This is a genomic window from Promicromonospora sp. Marseille-Q5078 (assembly GCF_050315395.1).
GTDB lineage: Bacteria > Actinomycetota > Actinomycetes > Actinomycetales > Cellulomonadaceae > Isoptericola.
On sequence record NZ_JBNPQG010000001.1, the window covers coordinates 633,161 to 654,949 of the forward strand.

Sequence of the window (21,789 nt, forward strand, 5' to 3'; positions counted from 1 at the left end):
GCCGCGGCGGGACGGGGCGTGGAGCCTCGTCGCCTCGGCAAGGGTGGGGGCGACGGCGACCGGCCGCGTGTAGCGGTCGTGGACGTGGAACCCGTCGGGAAGTCTGGTGATCATGCCGCCGTACTCGCCGTCGACCGTCGCGACCCACAGGTCGTCGTCGGCGCGGCGCCACACGGGGGCCGGGTCAGCTGCGCCCGTCGCCGCAGGGGCGGACAGGGGCCGTTCGATGGTGGAAGAAGTGATGCTCTCTGCTCTCGCTCCGCGCACTGTGGGCGGAGATCGTCGGTGGACAGCGGGGCTGTCGCGTGCGCCGGACCTGGCTTCGATGCGTAGGTACCGAAGGGTGCCGCAGGATCCATCCCCGCGGCGTGCGCAACATCCAGGGTACACGAGGTTCGTCCGCGTCCCGTCCGGCACCGTCGGGGCACGCGCCCGCGGCGTGCCGGTTACCGTTGCCCCGTGCTGCTCTCCGACCGTGACATCCGGGCCGAGCTCGACGCCGGGCGGGTCGTTCTCGACCCGTACGAGGCGTCGATGCTCCAGCCCTCCAGCATCGACGTCCGCCTCGACCGGTACTTCCGGCTGTTCGACAACCACAAGTACCCGTTCATCGACCCGTCGCAGGAGCAGCCGGAGCTCACGCGTCTCGTCGAGGTGGCCCCGGACGAGCCGTTCGTGCTGCACCCCGGCGAGTTCGTGCTCGGATCCACGTTCGAGGCCGTGACCCTGCCTGACGACGTCGCCGCGCGGCTGGAGGGCAAGTCGTCCCTCGGGCGCCTCGGGCTGCTCACGCACAGCACGGCCGGGTTCATCGACCCCGGGTTCTCGGGGCACGTGACGCTCGAGCTGAGCAACGTCGCGACGCTGCCGATCACGCTGTGGCCGGGCATGAAGATCGGCCAGATGTGCTTCTTCCGGCTGTCCTCGCCGGCCGAGCACCCGTACGGCTCCGACGCGTACGGGTCGCGCTACCAGGGGCAACGCGGCCCGACGGCGAGCCGGTCGTGGCAGTCCTTCCATCGGAGCGACGTCTGAGCGGGCGGGCGGACCCCGGGGCGGCGGGCACGTCCGGCGGCCGGTCACACGACGGGTCGCGACGTCGCTACGCTCGGTCCCGCCGCGCCGGCACCGGTGCGGGGCGCGGCGCGCCCAGGTCCCGGAAGGAACTTCGTCAGATGGCCCAGAACCAGCCGGCCCTGCCCCCGTTGCCGCCGGTCTCGGCGCAGGGGCACCAGGCGCGCCACCTGCTCGGGGTGCCCTCGGACGTCGAGGTCGACGAGATCGAGGTGCTGGCCATGTCGCGCTTCGTCGGCACGCGCTGGGACGTCGTCCCGGCGAACCTGCCCGGCGCGGACGTCCCGGTGGGCCGGATGGCGAACCCGGGGGAGCCGGGCGTGCTGCGGCTGTCGCGGCACAGCTCCGTCTCGGGCCCGTACGCGCCGTCCGGCAAGCGCGTCGACGCCGGGCTGCCGTCCGGCACGGAGCTGGTGTTCGACGTCGTGTGCCCGCGGGAGCGCTGGGACGACGCGACCCGCTTCGGCGGCGACCGGGACGGCGTCGCCCGCGCGTTCCCGGCGGCGCTGCCGAACCGCGAGGAGGAGCGCGTCGTCCAGTGGCTCGTGCAGGCGGCGCGCCGCCTGGGCGGGTCGGTGCGGCTCGACGTCGCGGGCACGTGGGACGAGGCCGACGGCGGTCGCCGCGCGGCCGGCGCGGGCGTGGTGCTGACCCCCGACCCGGGCACGGCCGTGGACCTCACGGTGTACTCCGACATCTGGCTGGACCCGCAGGCCGCGCACCGCGTGCTGCAGGCCGTGCACCCGCGCGTCGTGCTCGCCACCGAGGGCCGGCCGTACCAGGGCCCGCCCCAGGGCATCGCCGACCGCCCCCTGTACCCGGGGGAGCCCCTCGACCCCGAGCTGCGCAAGGCGATCCATGCGCGCGCCGACGACATCGACATCGACGCCCTGCAGGCGCCGATGGTGCTCGACTCCTACGGCCTGACGAGCGACCTCGGCCTCGACGGCTCCATCACCGTCGAGGTGATCGGGGAGGAGACCCTGCCGCTGCTGGTGCGCGAGCTCCCGTGGGCCGCGAAGGGTGCCATCTGCTACCACGTGCGCTGGGACGCGCCGGACCTGTACGAGGCGAACCAGGAGTTCCCGCAGCCGGCGCACGTCGTCGCCCGGCGACGAGCGGCCGACCTCGTGGGGAAGATGGCCGTGGCGATCCACGCCGCCGTCGGCGGGGAGATCGCCGACGAGGCAGACTTCCTGCTCGCGCCCGAGGACCTCTGACCCGCCGGCCGCGCCGTCGCCGGGTGGCGACCGAGCGCGGCCCAGATCACAGGGCCGTGTCATCTCCCCACGGCCGGGCCATCGGTCGTTGCCGGTAAGGTAAAGCCATCGCCCCGCCCCTCGACCGGACGGAGTGCTGTGCTCCCAGTGCTGCTCTTCACCTTCCTGCTGGCCCTCGCGGCGCCGGCTCTGGTGGCGTGGCTTGGCAGGCGAGGGTTCTGGGTGCTGGCCCTCGGGCCGGCGTCGGCGGCGGGCTACGCGGTCGCGATGACGCCGCGCGTGACGGCCGGCGACTTCCCCACCACCTCGGTCCCGTGGGTGCCCGGCCTGCACCTGTCGATCACCCTGCAGCTCGACACGCTCGCGTGGTTCATGCTGCTCGTCGTCGGCGGCGTCGGGGCGCTCGTGCTGCTGTACTGCTCGGCCTACTTCGCGCGGGACGCGTTCGGCCTCGGGCGGTTCGCGGCCGTGCTCACGGCGTTCGCCGCCGCGATGGTCGGGCTGGTCGTGGCCGACGACCTGCTGCTCCTGTTCGTGTTCTGGGAGCTCACCACCGTCTTCTCCTACCTGCTCATCGGCCACTACGCCGACCGCAAGGCGTCCCGGCGCGCGGCGATGCAGGCGATCATCATCACGACGGCGGGCGGGCTCGCCATGCTCGTCGGGCTCATCATCCTCGGCGTCACGGGCGACACCTGGCGGGTCTCCGAGCTGGTCGCGGACCCGCCGTCGGGCACGGCGGTGACGTGCGCGGCAGTGTGCCTCCTCGCCGGCGCGGCGACGAAGTCGGCGCTCATCCCGTTCCACTTCTGGCTGCCCGCGGCGATGGCCGCGCCGACGCCGGTGTCCGCGTACCTGCACGCGGCGGCGATGGTGAAGGCGGGCGTCTACCTCGTCGCCCGGTTCGCCCCCGCGTTCGCGGACCTGCCCGTGTGGCAGTGGCTGGTGCTGGTCCTGGGCGGCGGCACGCTGCTGCTGGGCGGCTATCAGGCACTGCGCCAGCACGACCTCAAGCTGGTGCTCGCGTTCGGCACGGTCTCCCAGCTCGGCCTGATCGTGCTGCTCCTCGGGCTCGGCAACCAGGCGCTGGCGCTCGCCGGGCTCGCGCTGCTCGGCGCCCACGCCATGTTCAAGGCGGCACTGTTCCTCGTGGTCGGCGGCATCGACGTCGCGACCGGGACCCGTGACCTGCGCAAGCTCTCCGGCCTGTGGCGCACCATGCCGTTCACCACGGTGGCGGGCGTGCTCGCGACCGCGTCGATGATCGGCTTCCCGCCGTTCGCCGGGTACGTGGCGAAGGAGGCCGCGCTCGAGGGGCTGTGGCACGACGTCACGCACGGCGCCGGCGCCCTCGAGGCGATCGCGCTGGGCGCGGTGCTCGTCGGCTCCGCCCTGACGGTCGGCTACGGCCTGCGGTTCGCGTGGGGCGCGTTCGGCACGAAGCGCCGCCCCGGCGCGGAGGCCGCGGCGGCGGGCGTCACGTGCACCGAGAACCTGGGCCGGGACACCGCGGCCGAGCCGGCCCCGGCCACGCCCGTGCGGCGCCAGCCCTGGCTGCTCGTCGCCCCGCCGCTCGTGCTCGCGGCGGGCGGCCTGGCCGTCGCCCTCGTGCCCGCGACGGGCGAGCGCCTGCTCGCCCCGTACGCCGCGCAGTACCCCGACGGGGAGCCCGGCCACCTGGTGCTGTGGGGCGGCTTCACCCCCGTCCTGGGGCTCACCGTGCTGGTGCTGCTCACCGGCCTCGCGCTCTTCTGGCAGCGGGCCCGGGTGGAGCGGGCGCAGGCCGCCCTGTGGTCACCGCGCGGCGCCGACGTCGTCTACCGGCGCACCATGCGCCGCCTGGACGACCTCGCGGCCGACGTCACCGCCGCCACCCAGCGCGGCTCGCTGCCCGTCTACCTCGGCATGATCCTCGTCGTGCTCGCCGTCGCCCCCGGCACGGTGATCGCCTCCGGCCTGGTGCGCGGCACCCCCGCGTTCGAGGTCGTGCCCTGGGACCGCCCGGCGGACGCCGTCGTCGTCGCGATCATCGTGATCTCCTGCGTGCTGGCCGCGCGGGCGCGCCGCCGCCTCAAGGCCGTGGTGCTCGTGGGCGTCGCCGGGTACGCGAACGCGACCCTGTTCATGCTGCACGGCGCCCCCGACCTCGCGCTCACCCAGGTGCTGTGCGAGACGATCACGCTGGTCATCATGGTGCTGGTGCTGCGGCGCATGCCGCCGTACTTCACCGACCGGCCGCTCGCGGCCAGCCGCTGGGTGCGTCTCGCGCTGGGCGTCGTGAGCGGTCTGGTGATGATGGCGTTCACGATCGCCGCGCCCCTGGCGCGCGTCGCCGACCCGATCAGCGCCCTCTTCCCCGACGAGGCGGTCGAGTGGGGCGGCGGCAAGAACGTCGTCAACGTGACGCTGGTCGACATCCGCGCCTGGGACACCGTGGGCGAGATCTCCGTGCTGCTCGTCGCCGCGACGGGCGTCGCGTCGCTCATCTTCCTGCGGCAGCGCAGCGGCGAGGTGCTGCGGCTGTCGAGGGTGACGGACGACGTCAGCCAGTCCGACCAGCACACGCGCCGGGTGTGGCTCGCCGCGGGCGGCACGATGGCGCCCGAGCGCCGCTCCGTGATGTTCGAGGTCATCACCCGCGTGATCTTCCACGCCATGATCGTGTTCGCCCTGTTCCTGCTGTTCAGCGGGCACAACGCGCCCGGCGGCGGCTTCGCGGCCGGGCTCGTGGTGGGGATCGCGTTCGCCGTGCGCTACCTCGCGGGCGGCGGGTACGAGCTCGGCGAGGCCGCGCGGGTGAACCCCGGCGTGCTGCTGGGCACGGGCCTGTTCCTCTCCGCCGGCGTGGGCCTCGCGACCCTCGTCGCGGGCCAGGAGGCGCTGCAGAGCACGATCCTGCACTGGTACCACGTGCCCGTCCTCGGCGACGTGCACCTCGTGACGTCGCTCTTCTTCGACATCGGCGTGATGCTCGTCGTGGTCGGGCTCGTGCTCGACCTGCTGCGCACGCTCGGGGCGGAGATCGACCGGCAGGACCCGCGGCCGGCGCGCATCGTCGTCACCGTGGTGCGCGCGCCCGACGATCGCCGCGACCCGCGCCCCGACCTGCGCCCCGACCCGCACCACGAGGAGGCCGCCCGATGACCGTCCTCGAGAACACCCCCTCGGCCGTCCTCGTCCTGGCGATCGGCGTCCTGTTCGCCACCGGCGTGTACCTGCTGCTGGAGCGGCCGCTCACCCGCGTGCTTCTCGGCTTCGTGCTCATCGGCAACGGCGTCAACCTCATGCTGCTGGTCATGGGCGGACGCTCCGGCGCCTCGCCCATCGTCGGCAACGCGCCCGAGGGCGTGCGGATGAGCGACCCGCTCGCCCAGGCGATGGTGCTCACCTCGATCGTCATCACGCTGGCCCTCACCGCGTTCGTGCTGGCCATGGCCTACCGGTCGTGGCAGCTGCACGGGCACGACGAGGTGGCGGACGACGTCGAGGACCGCCGCGTCGCCCGGCACGCGGCGCTCAACGCCCCCGCGTTCGAGGACGCGGACGACACCGAGCCGGACCGGACGCTCGACGAGGAGGCCGCCGACGTCTACGACGACGTCGACGACAGCAGCGACGGCAACGGCCAGCACGACCGCACGCACGACCACCGCCCGGACCCCGAGGAGCGCCCGTGAACCTCTGGTCCGCCGAGACGCTCGTGCCGCTGCCGGTCATGCTGCCGCTGTTCGCGGCGGGGCTGACGCTCGCCCTGCACCGGTACGCCCGCGTGCAGCGCATCATCAGCGCCACCGCGCTCGCCGCCGCGCTCGCGGCCTCCGTGGGCCTGCTGTTCGCGGCGGACTCCGGGCCGATCGTGGTGGAGATCGGCAGCTGGGCGGCGCCCGTCGGCATCGACCTGGTCGCCGACCGCGTCTCCGCGGTGATGCTCACCGTCTCGTTCGTGATGCTGCTGTGCGTGCTCCTCTACTCCCTGGGGCAGGGCGTGCCCGAGGGGGAGGACGAGCCGGGCACGACGCGCGGCGACATGATCCCCGTCGCGATCTTCCACCCGACGTTCCTCATCCTGGCCGCCGGCGTGGCGAACGCGTTCCTCACCGGCGACCTGTTCAACCTCTACGTGGGGTTCGAGATCCTGCTCGCCTCGTCGGCGGTGCTCCTCACCCTGGGTGGCACGGGCGAGCGCATCCGTGCGGGGTCCGTGTACATCATCGTGACGCTGATGTCGTCGCTGCTGTTCCTCACGGCCATCGCGCTGATCTACGGCGCCACCGGCACGGTGAACATGGCGCAGCTCGCGGAGCGGCTGCCCGAGATCGACCCCACGGTGCGCACCGCGCTGCAGCTCCTGCTGCTGCTCGCGTTCGGCATCAAGGCCGCGATCTTCCCGCTGTCCGCGTGGCTGCCCGACTCGTACCCGACGGCGCCCGCGCCGGTCACCGCCGTGTTCGCAGGCCTGCTCACCAAGGTGGGCGTGTACTCGATCCTGCGCACGCAGACCCTGATCTTCCCGGACAACCCCACCGTGGACCAGGTGCTCATGGTGCTCGCCCTGCTCACCATGGTGATCGGGATCCTGGGCGCCGTGGCGCAGAACGACGTCAAACGTCTGCTCTCGTTCACCCTGGTCAGCCACATCGGCTACATGATCTTCGGCATCGCGCTCGCCACCGAGGCGGGCACCGCCGCGGCCATCTACTACGTGGTGCACCACATCTCCGTCCAGACGGCCCTGTTCCTCGTGGTGGGGCTCGTCGAGTGGCGGGGCGGGTCCACGTCGCTCGACCGGCTCGGCGGCCTCGCGAAGCTCGCGCCCGGGCTCGCCGTGCTGTTCTTCGTGCCCGCGCTGACCCTGGCGGGCATCCCGCCGCTGTCCGGGTTCCTGGGCAAGGTGGGCCTGCTCACCGAGGGCGCGCGCGTCGGCACGGGGCTGGCGTGGGTGCTCGTCGTCGGGTCGGTCGTGACGTCCCTGCTCACCCTGTACGCGGTGGTGAAGGCGTGGAACAAGGCGTTCTGGCAGGCGCCGTCGGAGGAGATCGAGTCGGACGTGCCGCTCCCGCGCGGGATGGTGCTTCCCACCGGCGCGCTCGTCGCGTTCGGCCTGCTCCTGACCGTCGCGGCCGGGCCGCTGTACGGCTACGCCGAGCGCGCCGCGACCGCCTCCATGGACGGATACACGTACGTCGACGCCGTCTTCCCCGGCGGGTCGGACCGCGGCCAGGGCGAGTCCGTCGTGAGCTCCGACGACGGCGACGGGGGTGGCGGCCGGTGAGCCTGCACCCGCGCCGCCGACCCGCCCGCCTGCTGCGCCGGCTGGGCTCCCAGTGGCACGCCCTCGTGCTGCTCACCCTCGTCTGGGTGATGCTGTGGGGGGACCTGTCCTGGGCCAACGTCCTCGCGGGCGCCCTCATCGGCGTCGTCGTGGTCATCCTGTTCCCGCTGCCGCCCATCACGATGCACGGCACCGTGCGCCCGGGGCGCGCCGCCGTCCTCGCGGGCCGGTTCGTCGCCGACCTGTTCGTCGCGTCGTTCCAGGTGGCGTGGGCCGCCCTCCGCCCCGGCCCGACGCCGCACGGCGCCATCGTGGCCGTGCGGCTGCGCAACCCCGAGGACGCCTACCTGACCATCACCGCCGTGATGTCGTCGCTGGTCCCGGGGTCGCTGGTCGTCGAGGCCCGCCGCAGCACGGGCGTCGTCTACCTGCACGTGCTCGACATCGACGGCTCCGGCGGCCCCGAGGCCGTGCGCCGGCACACGCTCGCCCTCGAGGAGCGTGTGCTGCGGGCCTTCGCCAGCGACGTCGTGCTGGCCCGGTGCGGGCTCGCGCCCGGCGCCCCGGCCCTCGAGGCCACCACGCAGGGGAGGGACGACGCATGATGCTCGTCGCCGTGATCGCGGCCGCAGCGCTCGTGGCCGTCGCCGCGCTGCTCGCGCTGGTCCGGGTCGAGCGGGGGCCGTCGATGCTCGACCGCGCCGTCGCCCTCGACACCCTGACCATCACCCTCGTGGGCGCCATCGCCGTCGAGGCCGTCTGGTCGCGCCGCACCGAGACCATCCCCATCCTCGTCGCGCTGTCCATGGTCGGCTTCGTCGGCTCCGTGACGATGGCGCGGTTCGCCGCGAAGGAGCCCGAGGACGAGGGCCGCGTGCGCACCCCCGAGGAGGTCGCCGCACAGGCGCGCGCCACCGACGTGCCGCGCGGCGAGCAGCGCGACGGCCCCCGTGGCGCCGAGGCCGAGGACGAGGGAGGTGCGGAGCGATGACCCACGTCGACCCGGGGCTGTGGACGACCGTCGCGGACGCCGTCGCCGCCGTGTGCCTCCTCGCCGGCGCCTTCCTCACGCTCGCCGCCGGCGTGGGACTCCTGCGGTTCCCGTCCCTGCTCGCGCGCATGCACACCGTCACCAAGCCGCAGGTGCTGGGGCTCATCCTCATGCTGGTCGCGCTCGCGCTGCGGGTGCGCAGCTGGTCGGCCGTCGCGATGCTCGTGCTGGTCGTCGCCTTCCAGCTCGTGACGTCGCCGGTCGCCGCGCACATGGTGGGCCGCGCCGGGTTCCGCACGGGCAAGGTCGACCCCGACGACCTGCGACCCAACGAGTTCGGCGAGCCCGACTGACCGTCGGCTGGTAGACCGGGCGCATGCCCCCCGCCGCGCCCGACCCGTCCGCTCCGTCCGACCCGTTCGACGCCCTCGCGCACCCGGCAGAGCCCGAGCCGGGGGCCGCCCCGCCGCAGCCCGGCGTCAGCCCGCGCGTCGTGCAGGACACCCAGGGCGGCGGCGAGAGCACGGTCACCGTCGTCATCGCGTTCGCCGCGAACGCGTTCGTGGCCGTCGCGAAGTCCGCGGCCGCCGTGCTCACCGGGTCCGCGTCGATGCTCGCGGAGGCCGTGCACTCCTGGGCCGACACCGGCAACGAGATCTTCCTGCTCGTCGCGGACCGGCGCTCCCGCCGACCCGCCGACCCGCTGCACCCCCTCGGCTTCGGCCGCGAGGCCTACGTCTGGTCGATGTTCGCCGCGATCGGCCTGTTCGCCGTCGGCGCCGGCGTGTCCATCACGCACGGCATCCAGGAGCTCGTGCACCCCGAGCCGGCCAGCGACTTCGGCATCGCCTACGCCGTGCTCGGCCTCGCGTTCCTGCTCGAGGGCGGGTCGTTCCTCCAGGCCACCCGGCAGGCGCGCGCCGAGGCGAAGAAGGCCGAGCACGACGTGCTGCACCACGTGCTCGTCACCTCCGACCCCACCCTGCGCGCCGTCTTCGCGGAGGACGCCGCCGCCCTGGTCGGCCTCGTCGTCGCGTTCGCCGGCGTGCTGGCCCACCAGCTCACCGGCTCGCCCGTGCCGGACGCCCTCGGGTCGATCGTCGTCGGCCTCGTCCTCGCCGTCGTCTCGCTCGTCCTCGTCGACCGCAACCGCCGGTTCCTCGTCGGCGAGGCCGCCCGGCCCGAGACGCGCGGGGCCGTGCTCGCGCACCTCGCGAGCCTGCCGCAGGTGGAGCGGGTGACCTACCTGCGGCTCGAGTACGTCGGCCCGCGGTCGCTGTACCTCGTGGCCAGCGTGGACCTCAGCGGCAACGAGCCCGAGTCGTCCGTCGCGCGGCGGCTGGACGACCTCGAGCGCGCTGCCACCCAGGTGCCCGTGATCGCGGGCGCCGTGTTCACCGTGTCGACGCCGGAGGAGCCGTCGCTCTGAAGGCATTGGCCGGTTGAGCCTGTCGAAACCACCCGTCCGCTGGTTGAGCCGGTCGCAACCACCCGTCCGCGGGTTGAGCCTGTCGAAACCACCCGGCCGCTGGTTGAGCCTGTCGAAACCACCCGGCCGCTGGTTGAGCCTGTCGAAACCACCGGCGAGGACGTCGCCCCCCTCACCCGGCGTGGCGCGCCTCGTGCGCGAGGAGGCTGCGCTTGACGTCGAGGCCGTACCGGAAGCCGCCGAGGCTGCCGTCCGTGCGCAGCACGCGATGGCAGGGCACGAAGAGGGCGGCGGCGTTCATGGCGCAGGCACCCGCCGCGGCGCGGACGGCGGCGGGCCGGCCGGAGAGCTCCGCGTAGCGGGTGTAGGTGACGGGGTCGCCTGCCTCGACCGTCCGCAGCACGTCCCAGGCGTGGGCGCGGTACGGGCCCGAGACCTGGCGGACGGGCACGGCGTCGATCGCGTGCACGTCGCCCGCGTAGTAGGCGTGCACCGCCGCGACGGCGGGCGCGACGGCGGGGTCGTCGTCCGGCACGGGCGTCGTCCCGGCGGGCCGCACGTCCGGGTGCGTGAGGCCGACGAGGGCGTGGGCGTCGGTCGTCCAGCCGGAGGCGAGGACGGTGCCGTCCGGGTCGACGACGACGGTGAACGGGCCGTCCGGGGTCGTCACGGTGGCGGTGCGGGCGGTGGTCGTCGTGGTGGTCGTGAGCGTGGTCATCGAAACCTCCGGGTCCAGGCGGGGTGCCGAACATGCAGCTCGGCTCGGAAAGTCGTCGGAGAACGGGCGCTACCGCATGGTCGGCGGGAGGGCGGCGCGCCACAGGTGCATGGCGGCGTACGAGCGCCAGGGCGCCCAGCGCTCGGCGCGGGCGGCGAGGGCGCGCGACCGGGCGGCGCGGGGGGCGTCGGCGGGCAGGCCGTGGTCGACGCCGGCCGCGGCCGCGCCCGCGAGGAGGGCGACGTCGCCGTCGAGCCAGGCGTCGGGGTCGCGCAGCACGCGCATCGCCACGTACGCGGCGGTCCACGGGCCGATGCCGCGCCGGGCGACCAGGGCGGCGCGCAACTCCTCGCCGTCGTCGCCGACCCCGACGGCGAGCGAGCCGTCGTCGAGCGCCCGGGCCGTGTCGACGACCGTCGCCAGCGACCGGGTGGGCAGGCGCAGATGGTCCGCGGCGGAGGCCGCAACCTGCGCGGGTGTCGGGAACAGGCGGGTGAGGCCGGGCACGGCCGAGGCGTACGGGGCGCCCGCACCGGCGGCGAGCCGGCTGAGGTGCGTGCGCGCGGCCGCGACGCTGATCTGCTGCCCGACGATGGCGCGGACCACGATCTCGTGCGGGTCCACGGTGCCGGGCACGCGCAGGCCGGGGGTGCGCGTGACGAGGGGCGCGAGCGCGGGGTCGCCGGCGAGCGTCGTGTCGACGGCCGCGGGGTCGGCGTCGAGGTCGAGCAGTCGACGCAGGCGCGTGACGGCGACCGAGACGTCGGCCGCGGCCGCGAGCTCCAGACGCACCGCGACGCGCCCCGGCCCGACGCCCGGGCCCGCCACGACCTCTGCGGCGCCCGGGCCGTGGGGGAGGTACAGCGTGCGGGCGTACCGCGCGTCGTCGCCGTCCAGGTCCGCGACCTCCACCCCGTCGACGGCGCGCGCGGCGAGGAACGCCACGACGCCGCGGGAGTCGAACGGCTCCCGCACCGGCAGCTCGAGGTCGAGGCGCACGCGCGCGACGTCCGCCGCCCCGTCGCCTTCGAGCATGCGATCCGTCGCGCCGTCCGGGCCGACGGCGCGGGGGATCGCGTGCTGGAAGGCGGGGGCGGAGCGGCGGCGGGCACGGGCGCGCAGGTCGCTCGGCGTCGTGGCGAACACCTCGACCACGGTGTCGTTGAACTGGCGGATCGAGCCGAAGCCCGCGGCGAACGCGACGTCCGCCAGTGGCAGGTCCGTACCGACGACGAGGCTGCGCGCGGTCTGCGCCCGCTGCGCGCGGGCGAGTGCGAGCGGCCCGGCGCCGAGCTCCGCGGTGAGCAGCCGGTGCACGTGCCGCGCGCTGTACCCGAGGCGGGCGGCGAGCCCGTCCGTGCCCTCCCGGTCGACGACGCCGTCCGCGATGAGTCGCATCGCCCGCCCGGCGAGGTCGTGGCGCAGGTCCCACGCGGGCGTGCCGGGCGCCGCCTCGGGGAGGCAGCGCTTGCAGGCCCGGTACCCGGCCTCGTGCGCCGCCGCCGACGTCAGGTAGAACGTCACGTTCTCCGGCTTCGGCGTGCGCGCCGGGCACGACGGCCGGCAGTAGATGCCGGTGGACCGCACGGCCGTGAAGAACTGCCCGTCGAACCGGGTGTCGCGGGCCTCGATGGCGCGGTACCGCTCCGTGAAGACCCGGGTGTCCGCCGCGCCGGGGGCCGGGGCGTCGGGCCGGGCTGTCGTCGTCATGCCCCCATCCTCACGCGCGCCACTGCCCCGGTGCTAGCGGGAATCGGACACGGCCGTGAGCGTCCCGCCGAGGTGCCTGTTCGGCACAGGGCCGGGCTAGTGGAGGGCCTGGATCCAGTCGAGGACGGTGGTGAGGTAGGCGTCGCGCGCGGGCTGCGGGGACAGCGCGAGGTCGTGGGCGCCGCCCGAGATCGTGCGGACCGTGACGTCGCCGCCGAGGCGGGGCGCGCGCTCGCGGATGTGCACGACGTCGAGCACGGAGTCGGTCGTGACCAGGTCCGGGTGCCAGGACCGCGCGGGCCCGGACCGGTCGGACGCGAGCACCAGGACCGGGATCGTGAGGTCCAGCCCGCGCGCCACCCGGTGGTGCGCGCGCCGTACCGACCGTAGCCAGCCGGCGCGCGCGGGGAAACCGGCGTGCGGCTTCCAGGCGAGGTCGAAGTCCCACTCGCCGCCCGTCTCGCGGTGCAGCGCCGCGCCGTAGTGCTCGCTCACCGACCCCACGACGAACCGCGGCGCGAACCGTCCGACGACGTCGATCGCCCACGTCGCCGGGCCACGCATGAGCCAGCTCTCGTTGAGCTCGAGCCACGGGCTGTTGAGCACCAGCGCGTCCGCCCGGCCGGGGCGGGCGTTCGCCCACAGCGGCGCGACCAGGCCGCCCGTCGAGTGCCCCAGCACGACCAGTCGCTCGTGCCCCGCCGCCCGTACGACGGCGGCCGCGGCGTCGAGGTCCTGGGCGTACAGCGCCAGGTCGTCCACGAGGTTGGGGTCGCGGCCGGCGGTCGTGTGCGCGGGCAGCGCCCGACCGTGGCCGCGCAGGTCCACCGCGTAGAACGCGATCCCGCGCGCGGCGAACGCGCGCGCGACGTGGGGGTGGAAGAAGTAGTCCACGAAGCCGTGCACGGACAGCACGGCCGTGCGCGCCGGCCGGGACATGGACGACCCCGGCGCTGGCGACCCCGGCGCTGACGGCCCCGGCGTGGACGGGACGTGCCGCACCAGCACGGCCTCCGCGGCGCCGGGCAGGTCGAGCGTGCGCGCCTGGAACTCCGGCCCGAGCACGTCCTCGCGCCACGCCCCGGCGTCGGGGCGTGGCACGGCCGGTGCGTCAGGCACCCTGCGGCGGGTCGGTCGGGCGGCGCTCGGTGCCGGGCTCGTCGGTGCCGGGCTCGTCGGTGAGGGGTTCATCCACGACGGGCTCCTCGGTGACCGGCGACTCCGTGCCGGGCTCGACGCCGGGCTCGACGGCGGGCTCGCGGACGGTGTCCTCCTCGCCGGGACGCCCGGGCTCCAGCGGCTCGGCGACGGGGCCGGTGGTCGCGCCCGTCGTCGGGGCGGCGTCGGGCGCGCGCTCGGGCTCGTACGGCTCGGCGACGGGGCCGGTCGTCGGCTCCGTCGGCGGCGCCGCGGCGGGCGGCGCGCCGAAGACCTGCTCCTCCGGCGTCGGGCCGGCGCCGGGGGCGGGCACCGCACCGGGCGCGGCGCCGGCGGCGAGCGCGGTGTCCCCGGTCGTGGTGCCGGTGGCCGTGGCCGACCGGCGGTTGTTCCGTACGACGAACCAGACGACGAGCCCGATGACGATCAGGCCGACCACGAGCCCGACGATCCACCACGGGAACCCGCCGGCGCCCTCCTCGGCGGCGCCGCGCGCGTGGATCTCGGTGTTCTCGCCGATCGCCGGCGTCCAGGTGACCGTGGTGCCGTCGACCTGCCCGGAGTCGGAGACGTCGCTGACCGCGCCGGGGAACGTGATGGAGAGCTGCACGTCGAAGGCGTCCTGCACGTTCTGCGGCAGCTGCTCGAGCTGGTCGGCGCCCTCGGAGAGGTCCACCGTGCCGTCCACCACGTACTCGTCGCCGTCGCGGGTGATGGACACGTCGGCGGCACCGTTGCCCCCGACGTCCTCGATTGGGGTGTCTGTGAACGTGATCCGTGTGCCGGTGTACTCGTCGTCCGAGTACGGCTCCTGCGTGGCACCCTCGGGCAGGTCCAGCCCGAGCTCGCCGCCGGCCTGGTCCCAGAGCTCGCCGGGTTCCATGCCCAAGGTCTCCGCGAGCTGGTTGGAGAATGCCGCGATCATCGTGCCCGAGACGGTGTCGTCCTCGGACACCGTCATGTCCATGTCCAACCTCAAGCACCCGGCGAGGACGAGGAGGCCGACGGCGGCGAGCGTCGCCGCGATCGCGGTGCGGAGGCGGCGACGGGGGCCGCGGGCTGGAGTGGTCACCGACCCAGCATCCCGCAGGCGGGAGCCACCAGCCACCGGGCCGTCACCTGGGCGCACACCCCGTCTTGCCATCAAAGTTGAGCGGAATAGACTCAACTTTGGCGACGTTCCCTCAGCAGACGTCGTCCCGTGTCATCCCGGAGGTTCCATGGACATCAAGCTCACGACCATGTCGCAGCAGGCGCTCGGCGACGCCGTCCAGTCGGCGTCGGCTGCGGGCAACCCGCAGCTCGAGCCGGTGCACCTGCTGCAGGCGCTGCTCCAGCAGACCGGCGGAGTCGCCGTCGGCCTGCTCGACGCCGTCGGTGCCGGCGCGCAGCAGATCGGCCAGCGCGCCCGCGCCGCCCTCGTCGCCCTGCCGCAGGTCAGCGGCAGTGCCGTCGCCCAGCCGTCGCCCTCGCGCGCGATGAGCGCCGTGCTGGAGAACGCGGGCAAGGAGGCCGAGGGGCTGGGCGACGAGTACGTCTCGACCGAGCACCTGCTCATCGGCCTGGCCGCGGGGCAGTCGCCCGCCGCGCAGGCGCTGACGGAGGCCGGCGCCACCGCGGACGCCCTGCGCGCCGCGCTGCCCGCCGTGCGCGGCTCCTCGCGGGTCACCACCCCCAACCCCGAGGGCACGTACAAGGCGCTCGAGCAGTACGGCACTGACCTCACTCAGCGCGCGCGGGACGGCAAGCTCGACCCCGTCATCGGCCGCGACTCCGAGATCCGCCGCGTCGTGCAGGTGCTGAGCCGCCGCACCAAGAACAACCCCGTGCTCATCGGCGAGCCCGGCGTCGGCAAGACCGCCGTCGTCGAGGGACTGGCCCAGCGCATCGTCGCGGGCGACGTCCCCACGTCGCTGCAGGGCAAGCGCCTCGTCGCGCTCGACCTGGCCGGCATGGTCGCGGGCGCCAAGTACCGCGGCGAGTTCGAGGAGCGGCTCAAGGCCGTGCTCGAGGAGATCACCGCCTCGGACGGCGAGGTCGTCACCTTCATCGACGAGCTGCACACCGTCGTCGGCGCGGGCGCCGGCGGCGAGGGCGCGATGGACGCGGGCAACATGCTCAAGCCGATGCTCGCCCGCGGCGAGCTGCGCCTCGTCGGCGCCACGACCCTCGACGAGTACCGGGAGCACATCGAGAAGGACCCGGCCCTCGAGCGCCGCTTCCAGCAGGTGTTCGTCGGCGAGCCGTCCGTGGCGGACACGGTCGCCATCCTGCGCGGGCTCAAGGAGCGGTACGAGGCGCACCACAAGGTGACGATCGCGGACTCCGCGCTGGTCGCCGCCGCCGCGCTGTCCGACCGGTACATCACCGGCCGCCAGCTCCCCGACAAGGCGATCGACCTGGTCGACGAGGCGGCGTCGCGCCTGCGCATGGAGATGGACTCCTCGCCCATCGAGATCGACGAGCTGCAGCGCGTCGTCACGCGCCTCGAGATGGAGGAGGTCGTGCTCAAGGAGTCCGATGACGCCGCGTCGAAGGAGCGGCTGGAGCGGCTGCGCGCCGACCTCGCGGACACCCGCGAGCAGCTCGCCGCGCTCACGGCCCGCTGGGAGTCGGAGAAGGCCGGCCACAACCGGGTCGGCGACCTGCGCGCGCGCATCGACGAGCTGCGCACCGAGTCCGACCGGCTGCAGCGCGAGGGCGACCTCGAGGCCGCCGCGCGCCTGCTGTACGGCGAGATCCCGCAGGTGGAGCGCGAGCTCGCGGACGCGGAGCGGGCCGAGGCCGCGTCGTCGGTCGAGCTCGTCGAAACCTCCGACGGGGTCTCGACGGGTTCGACCAGCGAGGGGCCGATGATCGCCGACAAGGTGGGCGCCGACGAGATCGCCGAGGTGGTCTCCGCCTGGACGGGCATCCCCGCCGGGCGCATGCTGCAGGGCGAGTCGGAGAAGCTGCTGCACATGGAGGACGTGCTCGGCGAGCGGCTCATCGGCCAGGCCGCCGCGGTGCGCGCCGTCTCCGACGCCGTGCGGCGCTCGCGGGCGGGCGTGGCCGACCCCGACCGGCCCACCGGGTCGTTCCTGTTCCTCGGCCCGACCGGCGTCGGCAAGACGGAGCTGGCCAAGTCGCTCGCCGACTTCCTCTTCGACGACGAGCGCGCCATGGTGCGCATCGACATGTCCGAGTACTCCGAGAAGCACACGGTGTCCCGGCTGGTCGGCGCTCCTCCGGGCTACGTCGGCTACGAGGAGGGCGGGCAGCTCACCGAGGCCGTGCGGCGACGCCCGTACTCCGTCGTCCTGCTGGACGAGGTCGAGAAGGCGCACCCGGAGGTCTTCGACATCCTGCTGCAGGTGCTCGACGACGGCCGCCTCACCGACGGCCAGGGCCGCACGGTCGACTTCCGCAACGTCATCCTCGTGCTGACGTCGAACCTGGGCTCGCAGTTCCTCGTGGACCCGGGCCTGGACGACGACGCCCGCCGCGAGGCCGTGCTGGCGGCCGTGCGCGCGTCGTTCAAGCCGGAGTTCCTCAACCGGCTCGACGACGTCGTGGTCTTCGACGCGCTGAGCGTCGAGGAGCTCGGCGAGATCGTCGACCTGCAGGTCGCGGCGTTCGCCCAGCGGCTCGCCGACCGTCGCATCACGGTGGACGTCACGCCCGCCGCGCGCGAGTGGCTGGCGCTCGAGGGCTTCGACCCCGCGTACGGGGCGCGGCCGCTGCGCCGGCTGGTGCAGCGCGAGATCGGCGACCGGCTCGCCAAGGAGCTGCTCGCGGGCGCCGTGTCCGACGGCGACACCGTCGTCGTCGACCTCGACCCCGACTCGTCGGGTCTGGCGGTGACGCGGCAGCTCCCGTGATGCCGAGATAGAGAGGCCCTTCGGCGAGGTGAGGTCAGACGGCCTTGCTGCTGACCCGGATGAACGTCGGGTTGGACTGCCAGATGTGGCGCTTGACGACGCCCACGCGCGGGTTGCCGGCGTCGATCTGCTTGCCGTTGCCGATGTAGATGGCCACGTGACCGGGGGACCAGATCAGGTCGCCGGGCTTGGCGTTGGCGCGCGAGACGCGCTTGCCCACGTTCTTCTGGGCCGAGGAGGTGCGCGGCATCGACTTGCCGATCGCCTTCTTGTACACGTAGGTCGTGAAGCCCGAGCAGTCGAACGACGACGGCCCGGTGGCGCCGGACACGTAGCGCGCGCCGACCTTCGTCTTCGCGATGGCGACGACGGGCGAGCCCGGCTTCTTCGCGGTGACGCCGGTGGTGCGCGACGACTTGTTGGCGAGGTTGCTCGACGCCGGGTAGACGGCGATGCGGACCTTGTTCTTGCCGGTCTTGTACTGACCCCAGACGGGCTTGAACGTCGTCTTGCCGCCGTGCAGCTTGTGGGTCGAGACGATCTTGCCGTTCATGACGAGCTTGGCGCGGCCGGCGATCGCCTTGCCGGCGTGCGTCGCCTTCATCGTGAAGGCGGGGCGGTGCCGGCCGGAGTTCTTCACCATCGTGTGCTTCGACGCCGTGAAGACGGTGCGGGGCTTGATCTTGGCCTTGGCCGTGTGGACGGCCACGGTGCCGACGCTCGCGGCGGCGGTGCCGGTCGCGGCGGAGGACTGGGGCGCGGTGGCGACGATGCCGCCGGCGGTGAGCGCCGTGGCGAGGCCGAGGGCGACGAGTGCGCGCCGGGGGCGGGGGGCCGCGACGGCGGCGGCGCCAGGGCGCGCGGGGTCGTGGGACGTAGGCATGGGCGTGACCTCCAGCCTGCGAGATGAGCTGTCGGGTGAGGCCGAGATCGTTGGCCCGCCACCAGAGGTGGCTGAACCCCAAGGCCGGGAGCGTCCGGAAAGGTGCGTCCGGGCGGCCGGCCGGAAGTGGGTCTCCCGCTGCTGCCGTGAGTTTCGTGGCACCGGGACGCCGGCAGCACTCGGCTGCGTCCCGGTCGACCGACACCTGGTGCAGGAGCGGTCGAGGGACGCTAACCCTGCGGACCCCGCCAGGTCACGCTCAGGTAACGGTGCCTGCGTGTCGCCGGGGCGACCGTCGGCCGGTGTCCCCCCAGGACGAGTCGGGGCATCCCTGTGCGAACCGGGCGCCATTCAGGCGCGCTGCGTGTGACAAAGGTCACTGTAGAAATCCGCCCCGGGGTGGACACGCCGGTCCGGGGCCGCCGTGGCGTCAGCCGAGCAGGTCGAGCGTCCCCGGGTCGTCGGTCACGGCGACGCACAGCCCGGCGCGGTCGCCCTCCGACCAGCCGTCCTCGGACGGGGTCAGCACGACGAACTCCACGCCCTCGACGTCGCGCCCCGAAGCCCCGAGCTGTTCCGGCCCGCACACGGCGGACGCGCGGCGCACGAGCGCGTCGTGCCCCGGCCAGACGGCGCCCTTCGCCGAGTCCGTGCGGCCGACCACCTGGCCGGCGTGCTCGTCCGTGCAGGGCACCACGGTGAGGCGGCCGACGTCGCCGGAGGGCAGGTCGCGCAGGCACGAGCCGAGCACGAGCTGCACCGCGTTCGCGTCGCGGGCGCCGGTCACGGCGGCGGGCAGCGGGGACCAGGCCCGGTCGTGCGCCGTCGTGACGCCGATCGCGACCGCCCCGCCGACGACGGCGAGGGCCACGACCGCCGCGGCCGCGGTCGCGGCGACCCGCCGCGACCGGCCGGCGTCCGCGGGCCGGCCGGAGGAGCTGCGGCCCGCTCGCGGCGACGCGGCGTCGGCGCCGCCCGCCGACGGCGGGTCCGGCAGGTCCAGGTCCGCCAGTCCCTCGGCGGGCAGGACGCCCGAAGGCGTGGGGGAGGCGAACGTCGGCCCCGGCGGCGCGGGCGCGGTCTCGGGCGCCGGCTCCGGCGCCGGGTCCGGGTGGGGCGGGTCCTGGGTCACGACGTGCTCCTCGGTCGCCGTCAGGCGGGGTCGGTGAGGTCGAGGATCACCGGGACGTGGTCGCTGGCGCCCTTGCCCTTGCGCTCGTCCCGGTCGATGACGACGCCCGACACCCGCCGCCGCACGGCGGGGGAGGCGTACGCGAAGTCGATCCGCAGGCCCTTGTTCCGGGGGAAGGCGAGCTGCTGGTAGTCCCAGTACGTGTAGGTGTGCTCGGCCGGCAGGTGCTCGCGCGTCACCTCGGTGTACCCGGCGTCGGCGAACGCCGAGAACGCGGCCCGCTCGGCGGGCGTGACGTGCGTGTGCCCGGCGAACGCGGCCGGGTCGTAGACGTCCGTGTCGAGCGGGATGACGTTCCAGTCGCCGACCAGCGCGACCTGCGCCTCGGGGTCGTCGGCGAGCCACCCGGAGGCCGCGTCGTGCAGCGCGCCCAGCCACGCGAGCTTGTAGGCGTAGTGCGGGTCGTCGACCGCCCGGCCGTGCGGCACGTACAGCGACCACACCCGCACGCCGCCGCAGGTGGCGCCGAGGGCGCGCGCCTCGACGGGCGCGGGGACGTCGAGCAGGGTGGCCGGCTCGGGGGCCGGTGCCTCCGCCGGGGCGTCGTCGTCGGTGCGCGGCGCCGCGGGCTTGGCGAAGCCGGGCTGGCCCGGGAACGACGTCTCGACGTCCGCGATCCCCACCCGCGACGCGATGGCGACGCCGTTCCAGGCGGAGTGACCGACGTGCGCCACCTCGTACCCCGCCGCCTCGAACGCGGCGACGGGGAACTGCTCGTCGCGGCACTTGGTCTCCTGGATCGCGAGCACGTCCGTCTGCGAGCGCTCCAGGAAGGCGATGACGCGGTCGACGCGGGCACGGGCGGAGTTGACGTTCCAGGTGGCGAGGCGCACGGGCGCCAGGCTACCGGCGGGCGACGGAGGCGCGGCGCCGCCGTCCCCAGGCCGTCCCGCGGGACCCCGGACGCTTGCTCGCCGCACGGGTCGGTGACCTGGGTCCGGCGCGAGCGTAGAGTCGATCGACGAGGGGGCATCGCCACACCACTCCCGACCCGGCCGGGTCGATGCCGTCGTCCGCGCCGAGCCCGACCCGTACACCGTGCAACGACGCACCCACGGGAGGGTCCCCGTGCACACCCCACGCCGCATCACCGCCATCGTCCTGTCCGCGCTCCTCGCGACCACCGCGGCGACCGCCGCCGTCGCGACCTCACCACGTCCCGGCCCCGCGCACGCCCACCAGTCCCTGCTGGCGACCGGGCTGTCCGGCGGGGGCGGCAGCACCGTCGGCCCCGACGGGGCGCTCTACGTGACCGAACCGCAGTCGGGGGAGGTCTCCCGGATCGACCGCCGGACCGGCCAGGTCTCGACCTTCGCGTCCGGCCTGCCGGAACAGACCCCGGAAACTCCGGGCGGGGCGCTCGACGTCGCGTTCCTCGGCCGCACCGCCTACGTCCTCGTGACCCTCGCCGACCCTGAGGTCTCCGGCCTCTACCGCGTCGGTCGTGGCGGGTCCGTCACGCCCGTCGCCGACATCGGCGCCTGGTCCGTCGAGCACCCGCCCGAGACCGACTTCTTCGTGCCGTCGGGCGTGCAGTTCGCGCTCGAGACGTACCGCGGCGCCTTCCTCGTCACGGACGGCCACCACAACCGCGTGCTGCGCGTGACGCCCCGCGGGGCGATCACGGAGGTCCTCACCCTCGGCAACGTCGTCCCGACCGGCCTCGAGAAGGCCGGCCGCACCGTCCTCGTCGCCCAGGCGGGCCCGGTCCCGCACCTGCCGCAGGACGGGAAGGTCGTGGCGTTCCGGCCCGGACGGTCAGGCGTGCACGAGGTCGCCTCGGGCGGGGTCGGCTGCTCGTCGACGTCGAGAAGGGCCGCGGCGGGCTGTACGCGCTCGCGCAGGGCATGTTCACGCCGGGCAACCCCGAGGGGTCGCCGGCCGACCCGGACACCGGCCAGCTCATGAAGGTCGGCCGGGACGGCACCCTGCGCGCCGTGGCGGTCGGCCTCGACCGTCCGACGTCGGTCGAGATCGTCCGCGACAAGGCATACGTCGTCACGCTCGACGGCGAGGTGTGGACCGTCCAGCTCGGCCACGGCCACGGCCACGGCCATGGCCACGGGCACGGCCACGGCGGGGGGCGCTGACACCTCCGTCGCGACGGCCCACCGCCGACGCCCGGAGCCCGCGTCTCACTCCCAGGTCGCGGTCTCCGGGTCGACGTCGTGGGCGCGGGCATTCGCGTCGATCACGTCGCGCAGCCACGACGCCGGTGACGCGGCGGCGTGGAGCCCGACGTCGCGTGAGGGTCAGGTGCTCGGCCCGGACGCTCTAGGCTG

The 21,789-nt window shown here is 74.5% G+C and carries 19 protein-coding genes; 12 read left to right on the forward strand and 7 right to left on the reverse strand.

Annotated elements, in window-relative coordinates:
* Positions 1 to 459 precede the first annotated feature (459 nt).
* The 9 genes from dcd (at position 460) to ACQFYA_RS02980 (ending at position 9,986) form a co-directional block, all read left to right on the forward strand.
* Entirely contained in the window at positions 460 to 1,035 is a 576-nt protein-coding gene (dcd, locus tag ACQFYA_RS02940) for a dCTP deaminase (protein ID WP_499121468.1), read from the forward strand.
* A 140-nt stretch (positions 1,036 to 1,175) separates the two neighbouring features.
* Positions 1,176 to 2,294 carry a hypothetical protein gene (locus ACQFYA_RS02945; protein WP_499121470.1) on the forward strand — a complete coding sequence of 373 codons (1,119 nt, stop codon included), beginning with the start codon at positions 1,176 to 1,178 and terminating at the stop codon, positions 2,292 to 2,294.
* 138 nt (positions 2,295 to 2,432) lie between these two features.
* Positions 2,433 to 5,438: a Na+/H+ antiporter subunit A gene (locus ACQFYA_RS02950; RefSeq protein WP_499121472.1), complete on the forward strand. Its 3,006-nt coding sequence runs from the start codon at positions 2,433 to 2,435 to the stop codon at positions 5,436 to 5,438.
* Complete coding sequence (locus ACQFYA_RS02955; protein ID WP_499121473.1) at positions 5,435 to 5,971, forward strand: Na(+)/H(+) antiporter subunit C; 537 nt, start codon at positions 5,435 to 5,437, stop codon at positions 5,969 to 5,971. The genes ACQFYA_RS02950 and ACQFYA_RS02955 overlap by 4 nt, the downstream gene beginning before the upstream one ends.
* Positions 5,968 to 7,566 carry a Na+/H+ antiporter subunit D gene (locus ACQFYA_RS02960; protein ID WP_499121474.1) on the forward strand — a complete coding sequence of 533 codons (1,599 nt, stop codon included), beginning with the start codon at positions 5,968 to 5,970 and terminating at the stop codon, positions 7,564 to 7,566. Before ACQFYA_RS02955 ends, ACQFYA_RS02960 begins: the two co-directional genes overlap by 4 nt.
* Complete coding sequence (locus ACQFYA_RS02965) at positions 7,563 to 8,171, forward strand: Na+/H+ antiporter subunit E (RefSeq protein ID WP_499121475.1); 609 nt, start codon at positions 7,563 to 7,565, stop codon at positions 8,169 to 8,171. The genes ACQFYA_RS02960 and ACQFYA_RS02965 overlap by 4 nt, the downstream gene beginning before the upstream one ends.
* Positions 8,168 to 8,557 carry an MrpF/PhaF family protein gene (locus ACQFYA_RS02970; RefSeq protein ID WP_499121476.1) on the forward strand — a complete coding sequence of 130 codons (390 nt, stop codon included), beginning with the start codon at positions 8,168 to 8,170 and terminating at the stop codon, positions 8,555 to 8,557. The genes ACQFYA_RS02965 and ACQFYA_RS02970 overlap by 4 nt, the downstream gene beginning before the upstream one ends.
* Positions 8,554 to 8,910: a monovalent cation/H(+) antiporter subunit G gene (gene mnhG / locus ACQFYA_RS02975; RefSeq protein WP_499121477.1), complete on the forward strand. Its 357-nt coding sequence runs from the start codon at positions 8,554 to 8,556 to the stop codon at positions 8,908 to 8,910. The genes ACQFYA_RS02970 and mnhG overlap by 4 nt, the downstream gene beginning before the upstream one ends.
* A gap of 23 nt (positions 8,911 to 8,933) precedes the next feature.
* Positions 8,934 to 9,986 (forward strand): cation diffusion facilitator family transporter, encoded by a 1,053-nt coding sequence (locus ACQFYA_RS02980; protein ID WP_499121478.1) that lies wholly within the window; start codon positions 8,934 to 8,936, stop codon positions 9,984 to 9,986.
* Positions 9,987 to 10,158: 172 nt separating this feature from the next.
* On the opposite strand, the gene ACQFYA_RS02985 is transcribed toward ACQFYA_RS02980, so the two are convergent.
* The 4 genes from ACQFYA_RS02985 to ACQFYA_RS03000 form a co-directional block, all read right to left on the reverse strand.
* On the reverse strand, positions 10,159 to 10,704 hold the full coding sequence (locus ACQFYA_RS02985; RefSeq protein WP_499121479.1) for a methylated-DNA--[protein]-cysteine S-methyltransferase: 546 nt from the start codon (positions 10,702 to 10,704) through the stop codon (positions 10,159 to 10,161).
* A gap of 69 nt (positions 10,705 to 10,773) precedes the next feature.
* Positions 10,774 to 12,414 (reverse strand): AlkA N-terminal domain-containing protein, encoded by a 1,641-nt coding sequence (locus ACQFYA_RS02990; protein WP_499121480.1) that lies wholly within the window; start codon positions 12,412 to 12,414, stop codon positions 10,774 to 10,776.
* A 96-nt stretch (positions 12,415 to 12,510) separates the two neighbouring features.
* Positions 12,511 to 13,515 carry an alpha/beta hydrolase gene (locus ACQFYA_RS02995; protein ID WP_499121481.1) on the reverse strand — a complete coding sequence of 335 codons (1,005 nt, stop codon included), beginning with the start codon at positions 13,513 to 13,515 and terminating at the stop codon, positions 12,511 to 12,513.
* Between the two features lie 10 nt (positions 13,516 to 13,525).
* Entirely contained in the window at positions 13,526 to 14,644 is a 1,119-nt protein-coding gene (locus ACQFYA_RS03000; protein WP_499121482.1) for an LppM family (lipo)protein, read from the reverse strand.
* Positions 14,645 to 14,792: 148 nt separating this feature from the next.
* Here ACQFYA_RS03000 and clpB point away from each other — a divergent pair, with 148 nt between their 5' ends.
* Positions 14,793 to 17,432, forward strand: a complete 2,640-nt coding sequence (gene clpB, locus ACQFYA_RS03005) for an ATP-dependent chaperone ClpB (RefSeq protein WP_499121484.1) — start codon at positions 14,793 to 14,795, stop codon at positions 17,430 to 17,432.
* A 34-nt stretch (positions 17,433 to 17,466) separates the two neighbouring features.
* Here clpB and ACQFYA_RS03010 read toward each other — a convergent pair whose 3' ends face one another.
* The 3 genes from ACQFYA_RS03010 to ACQFYA_RS03020 all read right to left on the reverse strand — a co-directional run bounded on the left by ACQFYA_RS03010 (position 17,467) and on the right by ACQFYA_RS03020 (position 20,340).
* Complete coding sequence (locus tag ACQFYA_RS03010) at positions 17,467 to 18,315, reverse strand: C40 family peptidase (protein WP_499121486.1); 849 nt, start codon at positions 18,313 to 18,315, stop codon at positions 17,467 to 17,469.
* A gap of 430 nt (positions 18,316 to 18,745) precedes the next feature.
* Positions 18,746 to 19,447: a septum formation family protein gene (locus ACQFYA_RS03015; RefSeq protein WP_499121488.1), complete on the reverse strand. Its 702-nt coding sequence runs from the start codon at positions 19,445 to 19,447 to the stop codon at positions 18,746 to 18,748.
* Positions 19,448 to 19,467: 20 nt separating this feature from the next.
* Positions 19,468 to 20,340, reverse strand: a complete 873-nt coding sequence (locus ACQFYA_RS03020; protein WP_499121490.1) for an exodeoxyribonuclease III — start codon at positions 20,338 to 20,340, stop codon at positions 19,468 to 19,470.
* A gap of 235 nt (positions 20,341 to 20,575) precedes the next feature.
* Here ACQFYA_RS03020 and ACQFYA_RS03025 point away from each other — a divergent pair, with 235 nt between their 5' ends.
* Together ACQFYA_RS03025 and ACQFYA_RS03030 are read left to right on the forward strand one after the other, a co-directional pair.
* A complete protein-coding gene (locus tag ACQFYA_RS03025; RefSeq protein WP_499121492.1) occupies positions 20,576 to 21,415 on the forward strand; it encodes a hypothetical protein in 840 nt (279 codons plus the stop codon).
* Positions 21,412 to 21,597 carry a hypothetical protein gene (locus tag ACQFYA_RS03030; RefSeq protein ID WP_499121493.1) on the forward strand — a complete coding sequence of 62 codons (186 nt, stop codon included), beginning with the start codon at positions 21,412 to 21,414 and terminating at the stop codon, positions 21,595 to 21,597. Before ACQFYA_RS03025 ends, ACQFYA_RS03030 begins: the two co-directional genes overlap by 4 nt.
* Positions 21,598 to 21,789 lie beyond the last annotated feature (192 nt).

Bases quoted from the DNA above. Each gene is read 5' to 3' on its own strand.
- mnhG (WP_499121477.1), top strand. From the start codon at position 8,554: ATGACCCACGTCGACCCGGGGCTGTGGACGACCGTCGCGGACGCCGTC.
- ACQFYA_RS02980 (WP_499121478.1), top strand. From the start codon at position 8,934: ATGCCCCCCGCCGCGCCCGACCCGTCCGCTCCGTCCGACCCGTTCGAC.
- ACQFYA_RS02985 (WP_499121479.1), bottom strand. From the start codon at position 10,704: ATGACCACGCTCACGACCACCACGACGACCACCGCCCGCACCGCCACC.
- ACQFYA_RS02970 (WP_499121476.1), top strand. From the start codon at position 8,168: ATGATGCTCGTCGCCGTGATCGCGGCCGCAGCGCTCGTGGCCGTCGCC.
- ACQFYA_RS03010 (WP_499121486.1), bottom strand. From the start codon at position 18,315: ATGCCTACGTCCCACGACCCCGCGCGCCCTGGCGCCGCCGCCGTCGCG.
- ACQFYA_RS03030 (WP_499121493.1), top strand. From the start codon at position 21,412: ATGAAGGTCGGCCGGGACGGCACCCTGCGCGCCGTGGCGGTCGGCCTC.
- ACQFYA_RS02990 (WP_499121480.1), bottom strand. From the start codon at position 12,414: ATGACGACGACAGCCCGGCCCGACGCCCCGGCCCCCGGCGCGGCGGAC.
- ACQFYA_RS02955 (WP_499121473.1), top strand. From the start codon at position 5,435: ATGACCGTCCTCGAGAACACCCCCTCGGCCGTCCTCGTCCTGGCGATC.
- ACQFYA_RS02945 (WP_499121470.1), top strand. From the start codon at position 1,176: ATGGCCCAGAACCAGCCGGCCCTGCCCCCGTTGCCGCCGGTCTCGGCG.
- clpB (WP_499121484.1), top strand. From the start codon at position 14,793: ATGGACATCAAGCTCACGACCATGTCGCAGCAGGCGCTCGGCGACGCC.